A 20372-nucleotide genomic window follows, 5' to 3' on the forward strand; every position below is an offset into this window, starting at 1 on the left:
TCAGTTCTTCTGATTGCGGGCATAGTAGCGACACACCGTGGTGAGGGCACAGTCGAGACATTCGGGCCGGCGGGCCTTGCACACATAGCGGCCGTGGAGTATGAGCCAATGGTGGGCTTTGGGCACTATCTCGGCCGGGATGTGACGCATGAGTGCCTTTTCGGTCGAGAGCGGGGTCTTGCTGTTGGTGGTGAGCCCGAGCCGTTCGCTCACTCTGAACACATGCGTGTCGACCGCCATGGCCGCGCGGTTATAGACCACGGCGAGTATCACATTGGCCGTCTTGCGTCCCACCCCGGGCAGCGACATGAGACTGTCGATGTCGGCCGGCACCTCTCCGCCATATTCCTCCACAAGCCGGCGAGCCATGCCTGCGAGCGAACGGGCCTTGTTGTTGGGATACGAGACACTTTTGATGTAGGGATATATGTCGTCGGCCGTGGCTCCGGCCATTGACTCGGGTGTCGGGAAGGCCTCGAAAAGAGCCGGCGTGACCATATTGACACGCTTGTCGGTACACTGGGCCGACAATATCACGGCCACAAGCAGTTGATAAGGGTTGTCATAGTGCAGCTCGGTCTCGGCCACAGGCATGGTGGCCTCGAATATCTCCATTACTCTGCGGTAACGCTCCTTGACCGTCATAGTATCTTTTGTGCTGAAAATTGTCCTATCAGAAACGCGCCGTAACCGCCTGCAAGCGTCACGGCCATATATGCAAATGCTTTCATCACCTCGCCCCCTCTCACGAGTGTGGCTGTGTCGAGGGCAAAAGTGGAATAGGTGGTGAATCCGCCGAGAAATCCCGTGACAGCCATGAGGCGCAATGTGCGGTAGCCTCCGTGAGTGTCGATGAGCGTCGCCACCAGTCCGATGAGCAGACATCCGAGCAGATTGACTGCAAGCGTGGGCAGTATGCGGTCGGCCGACAGTGCGGACATCTGCTGCACCGCATAGCGGCTCATGCAGCCAAGGGCTCCTCCGACTGCCACGGCAAGATAATCAGTCATCTATGGATTGCCTGGGGTTATTTTGTTGAATGTCGGATTACGGACCATAGTGTCCGTAATCCGACATTCTATTATTTTCAGAACTGTTCGAGGAATCGCTTGTCGTTCTCGGAGAACATGCGCAGGTCGCTGATCTGATATTTCAGATTGGTGATGCGCTCCACGCCCATGCCGAGAGCAAAGCCTGTATATTTCTTCGAGTCGATGCCGCATGCCTCAAGCACGTTGGGGTCTACCATGCCGCAGCCGAGTATCTCCACCCATCCTGTGTGCTTGCAGAATCCGCATCCCTTGCCGCCGCAGAGGTTGCAGGAGATATCCATCTCGGCCGACGGTTCGGTGAAGGGGAAGTAGCTGGGACGCAGACGTATCTTGGTCTCGGGGCCAAACATCTCGCGGGCAAAGTAGAGGAGCGTCTGACGCAGGTCGGCAAACGATACATTCTCATCCACATACAGTGCCTCGACCTGATGGAAGAAGCAGTGGGCGCGGGCCGAGATGGCCTCGTTGCGATACACGCGGCCCGGGCAGATGATGCGGATGGGGGGCTGAGTGTTCTCCATGACGCGGCTCTGCACCGACGAGGTGTGGGTGCGCAGGAGCACGTCGGGGTTGCGCTGTATGAAGAATGTGTCCTGCATGTCGCGCGCGGGATGGTCTTCGGCAAAGTTGAGCGACGAGAACACGTGCCAGTCGTCTTCGATCTCAGGGCCTTCGGCTATGGTGAAGCCGAGACGCGAGAATATGGAGATGATTTCGTCCTTGACAAGCGACAGCGGATGACGCGAACCCAGCGGCATCGGTATGGCGGTGCGGCTCAGGTCGAGATTGTCCTCGACAGTGTCGGTGTTTTCGAGAGCCTCGCGCAGAGCGGCCAGGCGGTCGGTGGCCACGGTCTTGAGCTCGTTGAGCTTCTGTCCGAGCTCACGCTTCTGCTCGGCGGGCACGTTGCGGAAATCCTGCATGAGAGCTGTGATGGCTCCCTTTTTGCTCAGATATTTGATGCGGAGAGCCTCGACCTCCTCCGGTCCGGAGGCTGTCATGGCCTCGATCTCAGCCTTGAGCTGATTTATCTTATCAATCATATTTGATGCGTTTTTGCGTATTTTTTGGGTGCAAATTTAGCAAAAAAATAGTTATTTTTAATGCTATCCGTTATTTATGTGGAGTCTCGTCGGCAAAACGGTTGGGGAAATCTATCTTGACACGCGGACGCTTCAGCGCGTACACCACAAGCGCGATGCCTATGAGTATGAACGGTATGCTGAGCCACTGTCCCATATTGAGAGCCATGGTGGCCTCAAAGTCCACCTGATCGTTTTTGATAAACTCTATGAGGAATCGAGGCAGGAATATTCCGATGAAGAACACGCCGAATATCAGCCCCGGACGCTCCTCGGCATTCTTCTTCCAATACATCCACATGAGCAGTCCGAACAGGGCGAAATAACACAACGCTTCATATATCTGGGTCGGGTGGCATGCCTGACCGTAATATAGCTCGTGCCACTCGCGCGAACGCAGAAACATGAATCCCCATGGCAGTGTGGTGGCGTGGCCGAATATCTCCGAGTTCATCAGGTTGCCGAGACGTATGAGGCCGCCCACCAGCGCGATAGGTATCACCAGTCGGTCAAATGTCCACAGCGGATTGCGCTTGGTGGTGATGAGCGAGTAGAGCAGCACTCCGATGATGATGCCGATAGTGCCGCCGTGGCTGGCGAGACCGCCGTGCCACACGTAGAGAATGCTTATGGGATTTTGCTTATACACGTCCCATTCGTAGAAAAACACGTGGCCCAGACGCGCGCCGATGATGGTGCCGGCGACGGTCCACATGAGCAGGATGCCGAGCCACTTCTCGGGAGCACCCTCGTGACGGTAGATACGCGATTCGATTTCGTAGCCTACAAGAAAACCCACCATAAAGGCGAGACTGTACCAACGTATGGCGAGCGGCCCGATGTGAAACCACACAGGGTCGGCCGTCCATGTGATGAAGTCAAGCATTGTCAAGAAATTCTTAAATTGATTTTTTATGTGTATTATCGTATAACGCGGGATTGACCGGACTGACATGAGTTGTTTTCACAGGTCATGACACCCCCCTCGCGCTAAATTTTCCACAAAATTACTCACATTCGCGGTTATATCAAAAAACTTGAGTAATTTTGCTTATACTAAATATAATGTATATGGAAAAAGACTCATGGTGGACGGCTCCGGCCGAGAGCGAGGACGGACGCCTCATAATGGTCACCGGCCGCAGAGATGTGGAGAAATTTCGCTCCAACCCGCGATTTGGCATACGCATCGAAGTGACCTGGAAATATGACGGCGACAGCTCCGGCATGCCCGACACAGCCACATCGCAGCTCATGGAGCAAGCCCAGGATGCACTCCAGGCTATCCTGCACAAAGACCCCGTAGCCGTGCTCACAGGCATATTCACCGGCGACGACCGACGCGAATGGATATTCTATTCGCTCTCCACCAACATCTTCGGCAAGAAACTCAACGAGGCACTCGCTCCGTTTCCGCTCCTGCCGATTACGGTCTACTGCGAGAACGACCCCGGATGGGAGCAGTATGACGAGATGTCGCAGGCCGAAATCAAGATGGACTGAACCTCTTGGCTGTCTTGCGAAAAAAAGCTAACTTTGCACTCCAAAAGAAATCAAAACATTACACTATATGAGCACCCATGTTTCAGAGCGCGTACAGTCGCTCGCACCCTCGGCCACACTGGCCATGTCGCAAAAGAGCAACGAGCTTAAAGCTCAAGGCGTTGATGTAATCAATCTCTCCGTCGGAGAGCCCGACTTCGAGACCCCGGCCCACATCAAGGAGGCCGCCAAAAAGGCCATCGACGACAACTTTACATTCTACACCCCGGTGCCCGGCTACATGTCGCTGCGCCGCGCCATCAGCGACAAGCTGCGCAATGAGAACGGTGTGGACTACGCTCCCGAGCAGATCACCGTGTCAAACGGTGCAAAGCAGGCCCTCTGCAACGTAATCCTCGCCTCCATCAACAAGGGCGACGAGGTGATTATCCCCATGCCCGCATGGGTAAGCTACGTCGAGATGGTTAAGCTCGCCGAGGGCACTCCCGTAGCTGTCAATGCCGACATCTCACAGGATTTCAAGATCACACCCGCACAGCTCGAGGCCGCCATAACTCCGGCCACCCGCATGATACTCATATGCTCTCCCTCCAACCCCACCGGCAGCGTCTACACCCGTGAGGAGCTCCAGGGGCTGGTAGACGTTCTGGCCAAGCATCCCGAAATCATCGTGCTTGCCGACGAAATCTATGAGCACATCAACTTCACCGGCTCGTTCACATCGCTGGCCTCGTTCCCCGAGATAGCCGACCGCACCGTCATCATCAACGGTGTGTCGAAAGCCTATGCCATGACTGGCTGGCGCATCGGTTACAGCGCGTCCCCCCTGTGGCTGGCCAAAGCTGTCAACAAGCTCCAGGGCCAGTACACCTCCAACGCATCGTCGATAGCACAGAAGGCCGCCGAGGCTGCCTACACCGGTTCGCAGGAGTGTGTGCGCGAGATGAACAAGGCTTTCGAGCGTCGCCGCGACCTCGTGGTAGAGCTCGCCTCGCAGATACCCGGACTTAAGGTCAACCGTCCCACCGGCGCGTTCTACCTCTTCCCCGAAGTCAGCGCGTATGTAGGCACCACCACACCCGAAGGCAACGTCATAGCCTCGTCGGCCGACCTCGCCATGTATCTTCTCGAGAAGGGCCACGTAGCCACCGTCGACGGTGGTGCTTTCGGCATGGAAGGTTACATCCGCCTGAGCTACGCCACAAGCGACGACAACATCCGCGAAGCCATGCGCCGCATCGCCGAGACTCTCGCCACCCTCAAGAAATAATAACCATAAGTTTACTGCAATACATCGCCGGCAATTATCGATTGCTTTATGTAATTGCCGATTACTCTAATTAAAATAAATGGATTTTATTGAAGAACTTACCTGGCGTGGCATGATCCACCAGATGATGCCGGGTACAGACGAACAGCTCAAAAAAGAAATGACCGTGGCATACCTCGGTATCGACCCCACGGCCGACTCACTCCATATAGGCCACCTCGTAGGCGTGATGATGCTCAAGCACTTCCAGCGTTCGGGCCACAAGCCCATCGCCCTCGTGGGCGGCGCGACAGGCATGATAGGCGACCCCTCGATGAAGAGCCAGGAGCGCAAACTCCTGAGCGAAGAGACTCTCCGCCACAATCAGGAGGCCATCAAGCGTCAGCTCAGCAAGTTTCTTGACTTTGACTCCGACGCTCCCAATGCCGCCGAGATGGTCAACAACTATGACTGGATGAAAAACTTCTCCTTCCTCGACTTCATCCGCGATGTCGGCAAGCACATCACCGTCAACTACATGATGGCCAAGGATTCGGTCAAGAAGCGTCTGAGCGGCGAGTCACAGCAGGGCATGTCGTTCACCGAGTTCTCCTACCAGCTCTGCCAGGGCTACGACTTCCTCCACCTCTATAAAGAGAAAGGCTGCCGCCTGCAGCTCGGAGGTTCTGACCAGTGGGGCAACATCACCACCGGCACCGAACTCATACGCCGCACAGTCGGAGGCGAGGCCTATGCCCTCACCTGCCCCCTCATCACCAAGGCCGACGGCGGAAAGTTTGGCAAGACCGAGAGTGGCAACGTATGGCTCGACCCGCGCTACACCTCCCCCTATAAGTTCTATCAGTTCTGGCTCAACGTCTCCGACGCCGACGCCGAGAAGTACATCAAGATTTTCACCTCGCTCACCCGCGAGGAGATTGAGGCTCTCGTAGAGGAGCAGGCCAAAGACCCCGGACTCCGTCCCCTCCAGAAGCGTCTCGCCAAAGAGATTACCACCATGGTACACTCGGCCGAGGACTACGAGATGGCCGTCGAGGCTTCGCAGATACTCTTCAGCAACAAGGCCGGAGAGACCCTGCGCAAGATTGACGAGTCCACACTTCTCGCCGTGATGGAGGGCGTGCCCCAGTTTGAGGTTTCGCGCTCGCTCATCACCGAGGGCGTCAAGCTCGCCGACCTCCTCACCGACCATGCGGCCGTCTTCCCCTCCAAGGGCGAGATGCGCAAGATGGTACAGGGCGGCGGCGTGTCGATCAACAAAGAAAAGATTTCCGACCCCTATGCTCCCGCCACAGAAGATATGCTCCTCAACGGCCGATATATCCTCGTGCAGCGCGGCAAGAAGAACTATTTCCTCATCAAAGTAACTGAATAAACCTTAACCGAATGTTGGATTTTGACTGTCGGTCAGCTTCAGAGGGCTGATTTTGACATTCATAATCCAACATTCTATATTCTAAAACATGCGTAACGATTCAGAGCTTGACGGCGTGACCCTTCTGGGCGACACCCGCGTGAAATATCCCGACCAATACGCACCCGAGGTGCTCGAGACGTTTGTCAACAAACATCCCGGCAACGACTATCTCGTCACATTCACCTGTCCCGAGTTCACATCGCTCTGTCCCAAGACCGGACAGCCCGACTTTGCACGGATACTCATCTCCTACATCCCGCGCGAGCGCATGGTCGAGAGCAAGAGCCTCAAACTGTATCTTTTCAGTTTCCGCAACCACGGCGACTTTCACGAGGACTGCGTGAATATAATAATGAAAGACCTCATCAGCCTCATGGACCCGAAATACATCGAGGTCAAAGGCATCTTCACACCCCGCGGCGGCATAGCCATACACCCGTTTGCCAACTGGGGCGACCCCGACCATCAGCACATCGTCGCGGCCCGCATGCTTGCCAACATGCCATGTGACTTTTAGGTCTCATTTTTCACACCTTTCCTCACACCATTTTTCTACACCGGTTTGTTACATTAAAAAAAGTATAATGAGCAGATATCTACTTGTACTCTCCGGAGGCATGGACTCCGTGACGATGCTCCACGAGTATCGCGACAGCATAGCTGCCGCCGTGACATTTCAGTATGGCTCCAACCACAACAAGCGCGAGGCCCGATGCGCGCGCATCAACTGCGAGAAGCTCGGCATCGAGTGGATAGAGATTGACCTCTCGTTTATGGGACGCCACTTCGAGAGCTCGCTCCTGCAGGGTGCCGACGCCATCCCCGAAGGACACTATGCCGATGACAACATGCGCTCGACAGTGGTGCCGTTTCGCAACGGCATCATGCTCGCCGTGGCCGCCGGACTCGCCGAAAGCCGCAAGCTCGACGGTGTGATGATAGCCAACCATTCGGGCGACCATGCCATATATCCCGACTGCCGCCCCGACTTCATCGCCTCGATGGGCCGGGCCATAGCCGACGGCACCTACGACCATCTGCAACTGCTTGCCCCCTACACTTCACTGTCCAAGGGCGAGATTGCCCTTCGCGGCAAGAACCTCGGCGTAGACTATTCGCTCACATATTCATGCTACAAAGGCGGAGAGCACCACTGCGGCAAATGCGGCACTTGTGTGGAGCGCGCCGAGGCACTCCGATATGCAGGCATAACTCTCACCGACGACTGATCACTCCCATCACCACCTACTCAGCATGACTCCACAGCAACCCACAGCCTCACCCACCCGACATAAACGCAAGAAACGCCGCCGCAAAATCAACCCGCTCAAAGTGCTCAGGTTGCTGTTGCCCGTCATACTTTTCATATTCCTATGTGTGGTGATGTGTGTGCCTTCGCCCGGACATGACACCTCATCCGAGTCAGCCGAAGAGATTGCGGCCGAGCAGGCTCCCATAGTCGAATTGTTCTCCGGGGCCAACGTCTATGACCTCGAGAAACTCGACACCGTGAGCTTCTACCGACGCCATCTCGAGAAGATGCCCGAACCGACCCAACGCATCAAGGTCAACTATTTCGGCAATCTGCGCCCCTATTTCAACGACTCCAACTATGTCCATTGGCAGGAGGCCGAGAGTTACGGACTGCAGCCGCTCTCCGACACCCGCTCTCACTGGCAGCTCAACCGTCCGATAGTCAAGGTCACCACCTGCGCCGACTATTTTCTCGACACGCTCATATTCTCGCGCCCCTATCTCGTGCCCGAAGCGGCCGCCACGCTGCGTGAGATAGGCCACCGTTTCCGCGACACCATAGCCGCCCGCGGCGGAGGCGACTACCGCATCAAGGTCACAAGCGTGCTCCGCACGCCGCAGACCGTAAGACGGCTGAGACGGCGCAACCGCAACGCCATCGACTCGTCGGTCCATCAGCTCGGCACTACTTTCGACATCTCCTATGCTTCTTTCGTAGCATCATCCCCGGCTCCGGCACGAAGCGTCGACGACCTCAAAGGCATACTGGCCGAAGTGCTCAAGGCCATGCGCGAGGAAAACAAAATCTGGGTGAAATATGAAGTAGGCCAGCCCTGTTTCCATATCACCGCCCGCAACCCCGACTCGAAATGACAGACCGTCCCTCCCCCTCACCCGACACTGAAAACACTCCCGCCCCGACACGCAGGAAGTCATCGTTGCCCGTAAAGCTGCTCAAAGTCATCGGCTTCGCGGCCCTTGCGGTCATACTGCTCGTGGCCGCGCTCATCACTGTGGCCGTAAGCTATCTTCAGCCCGAAAAACTGACTCCGCTCGCCGTCAGATATGCCAACGAATATCTCGACGCCGACCTCGAGGCCGACCACATAGAGATCAGCTTCTGGAGCACTTTTCCACGCTTTGACCTCGACATACGCGGTCTGAAACTTCGCTCCAAGGCATTTGACTCACTGCCCGACTCCGTAAGGACACGGCTCCCCGAGTATGCCGACTCGCTCCTCTCGCTTGCCCGCTTCAACGCCTCCATCAACATCCCTCGTCTCATGGTTGGCGGCATAGCCCTCTATGACATCACTATCGACTCGCCCCGGGTCAATCTCGTCAGAGCCACACCCGAGGTGTGGAACTTTGACATCTTCCCTCCATCGGCCGACAAGCCCGAGGAAGACAAGCCGCTGAGCATCCCCGACTTCTCGATGGGCACGTTTCGCATCGACGGTGGTTTCCCTCTGCGCTATCTATCGCTCCCCGACTCCATCGACGCCTCACTGCGGCTCACCACGACCGAACTTCAGGGCGGCGGTGCCCCGGTCTATAAGCTCGACATCGCAGGGCTCACCTCGGCCTCCGTTCCCTCGCTCACCGTCAACCGTCTGCAACTGGGACTCGGAGGCGACATCAACTGGTCGGCCTCTCGCCCGATGCACGCCTCACTGTGCGACTTCCGTCTCACTGTCGGACAGGTAGAAGCCACACTGAACACATCGCTCGACTTTGAGCACGACTTCCGCGTCGAGACACTCGCTTTCGACATGCCTCTTACGCCGCTCGACCGCTTTATCGCGCTCATACCCGTCTCCATGCGCGGCGAACTCGCCAAGGTCGACGCCGACCTCTCGCTCTCATGCGCCATGCGTCTCACTCGCCCCTATTGTCCGGCCGAGGATTCCATCCCGTCGTTTGAGATGCTGCTCAATGTGCCCGAAGGCTCGGCACGCTATGACGGCATGAGCCTCGACCGCTTCGAGCTCCTGGCCACCGCCAAAGTCGACGGCTCTGACCTCGACCGTTCGACCATCGACATCTCGCGTCTCACAGCCATAGGCGAGGGTATGGGCTTCGGACTCACAGGCCACATCACCGACATTATATCCGACCCCGAGGTCAACGGCTCGTTCAAGGGAGGGCTCAACGTGCAGCATCTCCCCAAAAGCCTCCTGGCCATGCTCCCCTGCAAGGTGCAGGGCAATCTCAGGGCCGACTGCAACTTTGACCTGCGCAAAAGCTATCTTGACAAGGAGGATTTCCACAAGATTCAGCTCAATGGCCGGGCCACACTCTCGGGGCTACTTGTGGAGATGCCCCAACTGCCCGCCCACATCTACTCACGCGAGATGGAGCTGCATCTCGGCACAAGTTCGTCATTCAGCAACGATAACGTCAGCGTCGACTCGCTGCTCACGGCCTCGCTACGCATCGACACACTCTCATGTATAATCGAAGGCTACGACATGCGCGGCCGCGGACTCAGCATAGGTGTAGGATGCCGCAACACCATGTCGAGTGCCGACACCACACAGATCAATCCCATAGGCGGACGTCTGCACGCCGACCGCTTCACGCTTCGCACCGACGTTGACTCCACCCGTCTCCACCTCCGCGACGCTACGGTCGGAGGCGCGCTCACACGCTTTCGCGGCAATGCCCGCCAGCCACAGGCCCGGCTAAACATATCCACAGGCTCAGCCCTGTATGCCGACCGCATCAACCGCGCGATGCTCTCCGATGCCAAAGCCTCACTCACCGTCCACCCCTCGGCCTCCGAGCAGGCCCAGCGGCGTTTTGCCCGCTATGACTCCCTGCGCCGCGCCCATCCGGGGCTTCCGGCCGACTCTCTGCGCGCCATGCTCTCGGCCATCACCCGTGCCGAGCGTGCCGCCCGTCGCGCCTCATCATCCGCGGCCGCACCCCGACGCTCCGATGTGACCGCCGAGACCTCGGCCGACATCACGGTCGACCGTCCGCTGCGTCGTCTGCTGCGCAACTGGCAGGCCCAAGGCTCGCTCCACGCCGCACGCATGCGCCTGTTCACTCCTCTCTTCCCTCTGCGCAACCGCATCACCGACCTTGACGTCGACTTCTCGACCGATTCGATACACATCCATGAGACTCACGCACGGGTCGGACACAGCGACTTCGCGCTCAGCGGCTCGATTACCAACATCTCGCGCGCGCTGACCTCGCGCAACGGGTCGCAACCGCTGGTGGCCAACTTCAATCTCAACTGCGACACCATAAATGTCAACGAACTGGCCGGTGCCATCTTTGCCGGCGCGGCCTTTGCCGAACGCGACTCCACCTCGGCCATAGCCATCGTGCCTGTCGACGACAATGCCGACGAGAGTGCACTCCAGTCGTCGGTCGACAAGGCTGCCGCCATCGACTCGACCGCAGTGCTCATCATCCCCTCCAATCTCGAGGCCACCTTTGACATCAGGGCACAGCACATCGTATATTCCGACCTCATGTTTCACGACTTCAAAGGCACTCTCAATGCCTTTGGCGGCGCGCTCAATCTTGCTCAGCTCGGTGCGCGCTCCGACATCGGCTCGCTCAACCTCAACGCTCTCTACACGGCCCCGACAAAACATGACGCCTCGTTTGCCTTCGGACTGAGAGTCGACGGATTTCACATCGCCGAATTTCTCGACCTTGTGCCGGCCATCGACTCGCTCATGCCGCTGCTCAACGACTTCGGCGGTGTCATCAACGCCGACATAGCTGCCACCACGGGACTCGACTCGGCCATGAACATCGACATTCCCTCGCTCAGAGCCGCCGTAAAACTCTCGGGCGACTCGCTCGTGGTGATGGATGACGAGACCTTCCGAACAATAGGCAAGTGGCTCCTCTTCAAGGACAAAGGACACAATATGATCGACAGCATGACTGTCGAGATGATAGTCGACAACTCGCAGATGCAGATGTTTCCCTTCATGTTCAACCTCGACCGCTACAAACTCGGCGTGATGGGCAGCAATGACATGGCCATGAACCTCAACTATCACATAGCCGTGCTCAAGTCTCCGCTTCCGTTCAAGTTTGGCATCAACATCTCGGGCAACCCCGACAACATGAAGATAAGGCTCGGCAAAGCCAAGTTTAACGAGAAAAACATGGCCCGCACCGTCTCTATCGCCGACACCACGCGCATCAATCTCGTGCAGGAAATACGCAACGTCTTCAGCCGCGGAGTGCGCAACGGCAAGCTCAAGAAACTCGAGTTTAACAAAGTCTCCGATGCGATTATCGACATCGACGCCGCCTCCGACACCATCTCGGCCTCCGACTCACTCTACTTCATACGCGAAGGTCTGCTCCCGCCCAAGGAGTGAAACACAACATTTTAAATATTTTTATTTTGACACCCTACCACTCACATATAGTCCGCTTCCTACAGCGTCATCACTACACCGCGGTCAAACCCAAGGCCGCGCTCATCGACATGGACGGCACTCTCTATGACTCGATGAAAAACCACACCGCCGCCTGGCACCGTCTCATCACCGAGGCCGGCATCCCATGCACCCGCGAGGAGTTTTATCTCTACGAGGGACGCACCGGAGCCTCGACCATCAACCATCTTGTCAACCGTGCCTGGGGACGCGACGCCACCGACGAGGAAAAGGCGCGCCTCTATCAGCTCAAGACAGTTTATTTCAACGAACTCCCTCCCGTACAGCCCATGCCGGGTGCCGCCACGATGCTCAGTCTGCTTAAAGAAGTGGGCATGCGGCGCGTGCTTGTCACAGGCTCGGGACAAAACAGTCTCATCTCGCGCATCGACACCGACTTTCCCGGCATCTTCGAGCCCGGCATGCGTGTAACCTCGCGCGACGTGACCCACGGCAAACCTCACCCCGAACCTTTCATCCGCGCCATGCAACTGGCCCGGGTAAGCCCCTCCCAGTCAATCGTCATAGAGAACGCGCCGCTCGGCATCGAGGCCGGCGACCGTGCGGGAGCCTTCACCATAGGCGTCACAACCGGCCCCATACCCGTCGAGGAGATGGAGCGTGCAGGCGCGGCCGTGGTATTCCCCTCGATGGAGGCCTTTGCCGAAGCTCTCCCGGTACTGCTCTACTCTTTGTTGCTCACCCGCATAGACATATAACGCCATGCAAAAAATCCTCTATACCAACGACATTTCCCGCGCCGTAGTCTCGCTTGTCGACGAGATGCACCCGGCGTCGGTCCACATCATCACCGACACCAACGTCCGGGACAAGGTGCTCCCCTCGCTCTCTCTCCCCTATCCCGTCATCCCGACTCCGCCGGGCGACGTGGCCAAAAACATCGACACACTCTCCGGCATATGGGGCAGTCTCATACGCGGCGGTGCCACCCGCAAATCGGTCGTTATTAATATAGGTGGCGGCGTAGTGACCGACATGGGCGGATTTGCCGCCGCCACTTTCAAGCGCGGCATCCGCTTCATCAATGTCCCCACCACACTCCTCTCGGCTGTCGACGCGGCTGTCGGAGGCAAGACCGGCATCAACTTCGAGGGCTATAAAAACGAAATCGGAGCCTTCGCCCCGGCCGACGCGGTGGTCATTTCCACCTCTACATTCTCGACACTTCCGGTCACCGAACTTCTGTCGGGCTATGCCGAGATGCTCAAGCACGGCCTGCTGTCATCGGCCGAGACCTATGACGAACTGCTCGGATTTGACATTGTCAACGCCGACCTCGACCGCCTGCTTCCCCTGCTCGAGAAGAGTGTACGCGTAAAGGAACGCATAGTCACCGAAGACCCCACCGAGAAGGGTATACGCCGCGCGCTCAACCTCGGCCACACTGCCGGTCACGCCTTCGAGTCGCTCGCTCTCGAGCGCGACAACCCCGTGCCCCACGGCTATGCGGTGGCCTGGGGCATTCTCGTCGAGATGATATTGTCACACATGACAGAACGTTTCCCCTCGGCCGAGCTTTACCGCTACGCCACCTATCTCAAGGAGCACTCCTACGGCACGCCCGACTTCACCTGTGACGACTATCCGCGTCTGCTCGCCCTAATGAGCCATGACAAGAAAAACGATACCCCCGACCACATCAACTTCACCCTCCTCTCCGCCCCGGGCTCGCCTCTCATCGACCGCACTGCCGACAATACCCTCATCACCGAAGCCCTCGACATATTCCGCGACCTCATGCAATAATCGCATCTTATCATATGTAAAAAAGGAAAATTCAACGCTGCTCCCGGCAACGTTGAATTTTCCTTTTTTCAGAGATTATCTATCCGTCAGAACTGCCAACCCACCGTGGCCATGAAATCCATCGTATGGGAGTCAGGTCTCACAAGACCTATTGAATTGGCAAGATTCGACATGCCTATATGCGCGCGTATGCCTACCCTCAGATGTCCCGAGAAAGTAAGACCGGTAGCCAGATGCAGGCCTATGTCACCACGGTCATATGAATTGATAAATGCCCTGTGGTCCTTATAGAAATCGGCATCATATTGAGTCACCGACATCATGAGCTGGCCCAACTCATTGCTGCGCGTATCATATATAGTGCTTTTCTGCTTGCCGGCTATTCCGTAACCGTAATACAGACCGCTGTCGACATTCCATCTCACGGCGTCGGACAGATTAAACAAAAAGGTCACATATACGGGAAAGTCCACCTTATAATATGTGTTGCGCTGAAACACGTTCGACACACTCTGTCCTCCGCTACCTATAACAGCCATATCCATATTAAAACCGTTGGAGGTAAAATTTATCTCCGTGCCCAGCCCGATAAAATTGCGGATATTGAAGCGCGCGCCCACACCCGCACCGAAAGCCGGACGCATCGAGGTGTTGAGATCGGAAATGTCGGGATAACACGTCGTGTAATTTTCCGTCATATAGCTTCCGCCCGCAAGCAGGTGGACATCTATATCCAGAAATTTTTCCGCACGTCCGCGGTCCACCATCTCGGGGCCGGAGGCCTTGGCCACACTCCCCCCAAACAAAATTACCAGTATCGGCAATAAAATTTTGTGCATAGTCATAACTTTTTTCATCAGGCTCCACAGGCGAGAATAGCCCGTTTTGGCCCTTTCGACAGCTCAAAATTACGCGTTTTCGGCCCATTTTCCAAAAAAATGCATTTTTTTCAAAAATTTTCGTCCAAAAATTTGCACAGTCTAAAAAAAGTCCCTAACTTTGCAACGCAAAAGAAAAAAAGACGGCTCCTTAGCTCAACTGAATAGAGCATCTGACTACGGATCAGAAGGTTACAGGTTTGAATCCTGTAGGAGTCACCACTAAGAAAAGAGACTTATCAGCCCGGCTGACGAGTCTCTTGCTCTATATAGACATTCCATCAGAAATGACACAACAGGAACTCGACGAAAAATACATGCGCCTCGCTCTCGACGAGGCCCGTCAGGCCTACGAAGCCGATGAAGTGCCCATCGGAGCGGTAATCATATCGCCACGGGGCATGGTGGTAGGGCGCGGCCACAACCTCACCGAAGCACTCGGCGACGTCTCGGCCCATGCCGAAATGCAGGCCATCACAGCCGCCGCATCGACACTCGGAGGAAAATACCTTGACGGATGCACGCTATATGTCACCGTAGAGCCTTGTCTCATGTGTGCCGGCACAATAGGCTGGTCACAGCTCTCGCGCATAGTCTACGGCGCAGCCGACACCAAGCGAGGCTATCGCTCCTTTCTCCCCTCGCGCTCACCGTTCCATCCCAAAGCCACCGTCACCGCCGGCATACTTCAGGAAGAATGTGCCGACCTCATGCGCTCATTCTTCAAATCCAAACGGCCCTGACAAAGCCCCACGGCGCGACCGACAGTGCTAAAAATTACTTATCGGCAAAAAAATAAGTCTATAAATTGTTTATTATAGATAGGTATATAGATTGTTTATTATAGATAATAAAACAGTCCGTCTATAATTACTAATTACTAATTACTAATTACTAATTGAAATGAAGCGTCTCGTAATCTCAACCGGCGCAGGCATCAGTGCGGAAAGCGGCATCTCGACCTTTCGCGACGCAGGTGGCCTGTGGGAAAACTATCCCGTAATGGATGTATGCAGTGCCGACGGATTCGCGCGCAACCCCGCGCTGGTCCACCGCTTTTACAGCGAGCGGCGCAAAAGCCTCCTCAACTGCATGCCCAACGCAGCCCATAAAGCACTCGTACAACTCGAAAAATGGTATGACGTATATGTCATCACCCAGAATGTCGATGACCTCCACGAGCGCGCCGGCAGCAGCAACGTACTCCATCTCCACGGCGAACTAATGAAAATACGCTCGCTCCGACACCCCGAACGTGTCTACACCCTCGACTCCGACAGCATAGTCACCACCCCCGAGACACGTGACCCCTACGGAGACCCCGTGCGGCCCCACATCGTATTTTTCCAGGAAGCCGTGCCTAATATCGAGCCAGCCATAAGACTGGCACAGGAAGCCGACATATTTGTAGTCATAGGCACATCGCTCGTAGTATATCCCGCCGCAAGTCTGCTCCATTACGTGCGCCCCGGCGTGCCCGTCTACTACATCGACCCCAATCCTGCCGCTGTCCCCGACAACGTCACCGTCATCAAGGACAAAGCTACAGCCGGAGTCGAAAAACTCGTCAGCCTGCTTCGGCCCGAGTAACCACTATTATTCCCTTCACCCGTTAAAGAGTGCCACATGTCACCAAATATGGCGGAGACCGATTATATTTAACACTTTTTCACAATCGGGGGGGGGAAATTTGCAAGTTTATATTTACCTTTGCACTCAGTAGGAGAAGGCTGTTTGGATAACAATCTTCTTTTACCGCAAAAGACAAGAATAAGCAATTATTAAAGTCAACAAAAGTTAGGTTAAAAACGAAAGAGCCGACTGTGAAGTTAGCTCTTTTTTTATGCCCATCTCTCCCATACATTCACGATGCTGTCGTAGATAAGTATGGGCAAGTTGAAATGTTACAAATGTACATGCATATACAACACAGGCCGTTTGCATATACCTCTCTTTTTGCGTAATTTTGTCTGACCAACCCGTTCATCATAATTACTAATTGCTAATTACTAATTACTAATTGAAATAAATGTCTCTGAAATCAACCTTAACTCTACTACTCACACTCTCGCTGTCATCGGCCGCCACATGGGCCTCACAGTTGAAACTATGGTATGACGCCCCCGCATCCGAATGGGTCGAAGCCCTGCCGCTCGGCAACTCCCGTCTCGGCATGATGGTCTACGGCTCTCCGGCCCATGAAGAAATCCAGCTCAACGAAGAAACACTCTGGGGAGGCTCGCCCCACACCAATCACTCGGCCCGCGCGCTCAAAGCCCTGCCCGAAGTGCGCCGTCTCGTCTTTGCCGGCCGCAACGCCGAAGCCCAGGCCCTCATCGACACCACCTTTCTGACCGGTGTCAACGGTATGCCCTACCAGACCGTAGGCTCGCTCCGCCTCAACTTCCCCGGCCACGAAAACGCCACAGCCTACTATCGTGACCTCGACCTCGACAGCGCGCTGACCACCGTCACCTACACTGTAGGCAACGTCGACTATCGTCGCGAAGCCTTCTCATCGTTTACCGACGACGTATCCATAATACGCCTCACAGCCTCGGCTCCCGACGCGCTCACATTCTCGGCATCGTTCACCTCACCGATGGCCCGCTATGAAGTGTCGCGCAAAGGCAAGACTCTCATCCTCACCACTTATGGCGGTGATCACGAAGGCATCAAGGGTGCCGTCAAAGCCGAGACACGCCTCGAAATCGTGCCTCAGGGCGGACGTCTCACCGCCGCCGGCGACTCACTGACACTCACGGGAGCATCGGCCGCCACATTATATATAAGCACAGCCACCAACTTTGTCAACTACAAAGACCTCTCGGCCAACCCCTCACGACGCGCCGCCTCGCTGTTGGCCACCGCACGCAAGAAACCCTATGACCGCGCACGCCGCGAACACATCGACCGCTACCGCACGCAGTTTGCCCGCATGTCGCTCACGCTCGGCGACACTGACAAGGAGACCCTCGCTATGCCTACCGACAAACGCATCCGACAGTTTGCCGACAAGGCCGACCCTCAACTGGCCGCCCTCCTGTTCCAGTATGGCCGCTATCTGCTCATATCCTCCTCGCAGCCCGGCGGGCAGGCCGCCAATCTCCAGGGCATATGGAATGACAAACCCAACGCTCCGTGGGACGGCAAATACACCATCAACATCAACACCGAGATGAACTACTGGCCCGCCGAGGTGACAAATCTCTCCGAATGTCACGAGCCGCTCTTCACCCTCGTCGACGACCTCTCCGACAATGCCCGCACGACAGCCCGCGAAATGTACGGATGTCCCGGATGGGTCACCCACCACAACACTGATATATGGCGCACATCGGGCGTAGTCGACAAGGCCAATTACGGCACATGGCCCAACGGAGGCGCATGGCTCACATCTCACCTGTGGGAACACTATCTCCACACGGCCGACCGCGACTTCCTCGCACGCCACTATCCCGCCCTCAAGGGTTCGGCCGACTTTTTCCTCTCATTCCTGACCGAACACCCCGACAACGGATGGATGGTGACAGTGCCCTCCATGTCGCCCGAACACGGCCCCTCGGCCCACCCCAAGGCATGGATTGTGGCCGGATGCACGATGGACAACCAGATAGTCCACCAACTGCTGACCAACACCCTAAGTGCAGCCCGCGTGCTGGGCGAACGACAGTCCTACATCGACTCGCTCTCGGCCACCATAGCCAAGCTCCCGCCCATGCACGTAGGACGCCATCACCAGCTCCAGGAGTGGCTCGGCGACTATGACAAACCCAAGGACGGCCACCGCCACATATCGCACGCCTTCGGTCTCTATCCCGCGGCACAGATATCGCCCTACACCACCCCGGAACTTTTCGAGGCCGTGCGCAACACCATGATACAGCGCGGCGACGAGGCCACCGGCTGGTCGATAGGCTGGAAAATCAATCTCTGGGCACGTCTGCAGGACGGCAATCACGCCTACACCATCATCAACAATATGCTGCGCGGCCGCATCTATCCCAACCTTTTCGACGCCCATCCGCCGTTTCAGATCGACGGCAACTTCGGCTACACGGCCGGCGTGGCCGAGATGCTCATGCAGAGTCACGACCGAGCTCTCCACCTGCTCCCCGCACTCCCCGACCAGTGGAGCCAAGGCAGTGTCAAGGGACTCGTGAGCCGCGGAGGCTTTGTGGTCGACATGACTTGGGACGGCTCACAGCTCAACACCGCCACCATCACCTCACGCCTCGGCGGCAACCTGCGTCTGCGCTCCTACGTTCCCCTCAAGGGCGAAGGACTCACTCCGGCCAAGGGCGACAATCCCAATCCACTCTTTGAGGTCGCGCCTGTCAAGACTCCGGTCATCTCATCCGAAATCACCCCGCGCCACCCGATCATACGCAAGGTCTACGAATATGACCTGCCCACCGTCCCAGGCGGCGTCTACACTATCACACGATAGTTACGATACATAATCAGAAACACCCCGTCGGGCATAAGACCTTTTCAGGAGCCTTTTGCCCGACGGGGTATTTTTATCCCTTATTGCGGCTATAATACTATGTGGCTTCCGCTTGACGAGGAGACCCGCGGCCGTTACATAAAAGCGTTTACCGATTTCAGGCATATCTCCATGCGAGACGTTCTCGCACATCTTTTTGTAGCTTTTTTTGGTCTGATTTACCAAAAACTTAGCTCATCGGATGTTTTTTGTAGAAAAATTGACTAACTTTGCGATAACAGCATGACAGACCTCCTCCGACATTCGCCATGGGAAATATCGTAAACCTTAATCAGCTAACATCACTCGCACGCATATCGTCAGAGTTTTCCAACCTCAGCGACGACTATCTCTTCACACGCATCACAGCCGACACCATCGCCAAAGCACTCCGGTTTGACGACATGAAACGCACCGACCGCATCGACGGCCCGATACGTATCGACGGCATGTCATGGATACTCTGTTTCAGCGGCCGCCTCGATCTCGAGATCAATCTCACTCCGATGACTCTGACCGCCAACTGCATCACAGTCACAACGCCCGGCTCTATGATCGAAATCAAGGACATCGACCGCGAAGAGCTCGACTGCTATCTGCTGTTTGTGTCGACCGACTTCATGCACGACATCAACTTTGACCTCAATGTCGTCGGCTCCATAAGCCGGTTCAGCAACCATGCCTCGCACGACCATATGATGAACATCACCGATGACGAGGCCGCCACTCTGCGCGAATTTTTCCATCTGCTCTACCGCAACTCCTCATCGGCCGAAAGCGACAGCCTGTTCACCAAATCCATAGCCCGCAATCTCATAGCGGCCCTCACCTATCAGGTCATAAGCATGGTGAGCAAACGGCTCAAGACAAGCACCGAGACCAATCCTCCCCGCTCGCGTCGCTCCACGTATGTCAGCGAATTCATGCGGCTCGTTCACGAGCACCACAGCCGCGAACGTTCGGTGGCCTTCTATGCCGGCAAACTCTTCATCTCGCCCAAATATCTCTCACTCATCATCAAGGAGCATACCGGCCGCTCGGCCACCGAAGTCATCGACTCATTCGTGATACTCGAGGCCAAAAACCTGCTCCGCTTCTCGGGCAAGAACATACAGCAAGTGGCCTACGAGCTCAACTTCCCCAACCAGTCATCTTTCGGCAAATATTTCAAGCATCTCACAGGCATGTCACCGTCGGAATATCAGCGTTCCTGACCCAACATTCACGCCGGCGGCATTGTTTTTT

The 20372-nt window shown here is 56.1% G+C and carries 18 protein-coding genes and 1 tRNA gene; 14 read left to right on the top strand and 5 right to left on the bottom strand.

The features are described from left to right. The 4 genes from nth to lgt all read right to left on the bottom strand — a co-directional run bounded on the left by nth (position 1) and on the right by lgt (position 3020). Positions 1-645 (bottom strand): endonuclease III, encoded by a 645-nt coding sequence (gene nth / locus QGT73_RS00635; RefSeq protein WP_280121026.1) that lies wholly within the window; start codon positions 643-645, stop codon positions 1-3. Further along, entirely contained in the window at positions 642-1010 is a 369-nt protein-coding gene (gene crcB / locus QGT73_RS00640; RefSeq protein WP_280121027.1) for a fluoride efflux transporter CrcB, read from the bottom strand. Before crcB ends, nth begins: the two co-directional genes overlap by 4 nt. Positions 1011-1087: 77 nt before the next feature. Beyond that, positions 1088-2095, bottom strand: coding sequence for a phenylalanine--tRNA ligase subunit alpha (pheS, locus tag QGT73_RS00645; RefSeq protein ID WP_280121028.1), 1008 nt, complete (start codon positions 2093-2095; stop codon positions 1088-1090). Positions 2096-2165: 70 nt separating this feature from the next. Further along, positions 2166-3020, bottom strand: a complete 855-nt coding sequence (lgt, locus tag QGT73_RS00650) for a prolipoprotein diacylglyceryl transferase (protein WP_280121029.1) — start codon at positions 3018-3020, stop codon at positions 2166-2168. A 185-nt stretch (positions 3021-3205) separates the two neighbouring features. Here lgt and QGT73_RS00655 point away from each other — a divergent pair, with 185 nt between their 5' ends. The 9 genes from QGT73_RS00655 (at position 3206) to QGT73_RS00695 (ending at position 13760) form a co-directional block, all read left to right on the top strand. Next, positions 3206-3637 carry a DUF695 domain-containing protein gene (locus QGT73_RS00655; RefSeq protein ID WP_280121030.1) on the top strand — a complete coding sequence of 144 codons (432 nt, stop codon included), beginning with the start codon at positions 3206-3208 and terminating at the stop codon, positions 3635-3637. A gap of 67 nt (positions 3638-3704) precedes the next feature. Further along, positions 3705-4907: a pyridoxal phosphate-dependent aminotransferase gene (locus QGT73_RS00660; protein WP_280121031.1), complete on the top strand. Its 1203-nt coding sequence runs from the start codon at positions 3705-3707 to the stop codon at positions 4905-4907. 79 nt (positions 4908-4986) lie between these two features. Continuing rightward, positions 4987-6282 (top strand): tyrosine--tRNA ligase, encoded by a 1296-nt coding sequence (gene tyrS, locus QGT73_RS00665; protein WP_280121032.1) that lies wholly within the window; start codon positions 4987-4989, stop codon positions 6280-6282. An 88-nt stretch (positions 6283-6370) separates the two neighbouring features. Further along, positions 6371-6841, top strand: coding sequence for a preQ(1) synthase (queF, locus tag QGT73_RS00670; RefSeq protein ID WP_280121033.1), 471 nt, complete (start codon positions 6371-6373; stop codon positions 6839-6841). A 67-nt stretch (positions 6842-6908) separates the two neighbouring features. Continuing rightward, entirely contained in the window at positions 6909-7553 is a 645-nt protein-coding gene (gene queC / locus QGT73_RS00675) for a 7-cyano-7-deazaguanine synthase QueC (RefSeq protein ID WP_123618369.1), read from the top strand. Between the two features lie 25 nt (positions 7554-7578). Beyond that, positions 7579-8451, top strand: a complete 873-nt coding sequence (locus QGT73_RS00680) for a DUF5715 family protein (RefSeq protein ID WP_280121034.1) — start codon at positions 7579-7581, stop codon at positions 8449-8451. Then, positions 8448-11933, top strand: a complete 3486-nt coding sequence (locus QGT73_RS00685) for an AsmA family protein (protein ID WP_280121035.1) — start codon at positions 8448-8450, stop codon at positions 11931-11933. Before QGT73_RS00680 ends, QGT73_RS00685 begins: the two co-directional genes overlap by 4 nt. 26 nt (positions 11934-11959) lie before the next feature. Further along, positions 11960-12712 carry an inorganic diphosphatase gene (locus QGT73_RS00690; RefSeq protein ID WP_280121036.1) on the top strand — a complete coding sequence of 251 codons (753 nt, stop codon included), beginning with the start codon at positions 11960-11962 and terminating at the stop codon, positions 12710-12712. Between the two features lie 4 nt (positions 12713-12716). Next, positions 12717-13760 carry a 3-dehydroquinate synthase gene (locus tag QGT73_RS00695; protein WP_280121037.1) on the top strand — a complete coding sequence of 348 codons (1044 nt, stop codon included), beginning with the start codon at positions 12717-12719 and terminating at the stop codon, positions 13758-13760. Positions 13761-13846: 86 nt separating this feature from the next. On the opposite strand, the gene QGT73_RS00700 is transcribed toward QGT73_RS00695, so the two are convergent. Then, positions 13847-14605, bottom strand: coding sequence for an outer membrane beta-barrel protein (locus QGT73_RS00700; protein WP_280121038.1), 759 nt, complete (start codon positions 14603-14605; stop codon positions 13847-13849). A 178-nt stretch (positions 14606-14783) separates the two neighbouring features. On the opposite strand from QGT73_RS00700, the gene QGT73_RS00705 reads away from it, so the two are divergent. The 5 genes from QGT73_RS00705 (at position 14784) to QGT73_RS00725 (ending at position 20341) form a co-directional block, all read left to right on the top strand. After that, positions 14784-14860 (top strand) — tRNA-Arg (locus QGT73_RS00705). 65 nt (positions 14861-14925) lie between these two features. Beyond that, positions 14926-15381, top strand: a complete 456-nt coding sequence (locus tag QGT73_RS00710; protein WP_123618364.1) for a nucleoside deaminase — start codon at positions 14926-14928, stop codon at positions 15379-15381. Between the two features lie 160 nt (positions 15382-15541). Next, positions 15542-16228: an SIR2 family NAD-dependent protein deacylase gene (locus tag QGT73_RS00715; RefSeq protein ID WP_280121039.1), complete on the top strand. Its 687-nt coding sequence runs from the start codon at positions 15542-15544 to the stop codon at positions 16226-16228. 439 nt (positions 16229-16667) lie between these two features. Then, positions 16668-19088 carry a glycoside hydrolase family 95 protein gene (locus QGT73_RS00720; protein WP_280121040.1) on the top strand — a complete coding sequence of 807 codons (2421 nt, stop codon included), beginning with the start codon at positions 16668-16670 and terminating at the stop codon, positions 19086-19088. Positions 19089-19396: 308 nt separating this feature from the next. After that, complete coding sequence (locus tag QGT73_RS00725) at positions 19397-20341, top strand: helix-turn-helix domain-containing protein (protein ID WP_280121041.1); 945 nt, start codon at positions 19397-19399, stop codon at positions 20339-20341. The last annotated feature ends 31 nt before the right edge of the window (positions 20342-20372 follow it).

The organism is Duncaniella muricolitica, from assembly GCF_910574735.1.
Taxonomy (GTDB): domain Bacteria; phylum Bacteroidota; class Bacteroidia; order Bacteroidales; family Muribaculaceae; genus Duncaniella; species Duncaniella muricolitica.

Coding starts and splice junctions, on each gene's coding strand:
- QGT73_RS00715 (WP_280121039.1), top strand. CDS start 15,542: ATGAAGCGTCTCGTAATCTCAACCGGCGCAGGCATCAGTGCGGAAAGC.
- lgt (WP_280121029.1), bottom strand. CDS start 3,020: ATGCTTGACTTCATCACATGGACGGCCGACCCTGTGTGGTTTCACATC.
- pheS (WP_280121028.1), bottom strand. CDS start 2,095: ATGATTGATAAGATAAATCAGCTCAAGGCTGAGATCGAGGCCATGACA.
- tyrS (WP_280121032.1), top strand. CDS start 4,987: ATGGATTTTATTGAAGAACTTACCTGGCGTGGCATGATCCACCAGATG.
- nth (WP_280121026.1), bottom strand. CDS start 645: ATGACGGTCAAGGAGCGTTACCGCAGAGTAATGGAGATATTCGAGGCC.
- QGT73_RS00660 (WP_280121031.1), top strand. CDS start 3,705: ATGAGCACCCATGTTTCAGAGCGCGTACAGTCGCTCGCACCCTCGGCC.
- queF (WP_280121033.1), top strand. CDS start 6,371: ATGCGTAACGATTCAGAGCTTGACGGCGTGACCCTTCTGGGCGACACC.
- QGT73_RS00680 (WP_280121034.1), top strand. CDS start 7,579: ATGACTCCACAGCAACCCACAGCCTCACCCACCCGACATAAACGCAAG.
- QGT73_RS00695 (WP_280121037.1), top strand. CDS start 12,717: ATGCAAAAAATCCTCTATACCAACGACATTTCCCGCGCCGTAGTCTCG.
- QGT73_RS00725 (WP_280121041.1), top strand. CDS start 19,397: ATGGGAAATATCGTAAACCTTAATCAGCTAACATCACTCGCACGCATA.
- QGT73_RS00655 (WP_280121030.1), top strand. CDS start 3,206: ATGGAAAAAGACTCATGGTGGACGGCTCCGGCCGAGAGCGAGGACGGA.
- crcB (WP_280121027.1), bottom strand. CDS start 1,010: ATGACTGATTATCTTGCCGTGGCAGTCGGAGGAGCCCTTGGCTGCATG.
- QGT73_RS00685 (WP_280121035.1), top strand. CDS start 8,448: ATGACAGACCGTCCCTCCCCCTCACCCGACACTGAAAACACTCCCGCC.
- queC (WP_123618369.1), top strand. CDS start 6,909: ATGAGCAGATATCTACTTGTACTCTCCGGAGGCATGGACTCCGTGACG.
- QGT73_RS00720 (WP_280121040.1), top strand. CDS start 16,668: ATGTCTCTGAAATCAACCTTAACTCTACTACTCACACTCTCGCTGTCA.
- QGT73_RS00710 (WP_123618364.1), top strand. CDS start 14,926: ATGACACAACAGGAACTCGACGAAAAATACATGCGCCTCGCTCTCGAC.
- QGT73_RS00700 (WP_280121038.1), bottom strand. CDS start 14,605: ATGACTATGCACAAAATTTTATTGCCGATACTGGTAATTTTGTTTGGG.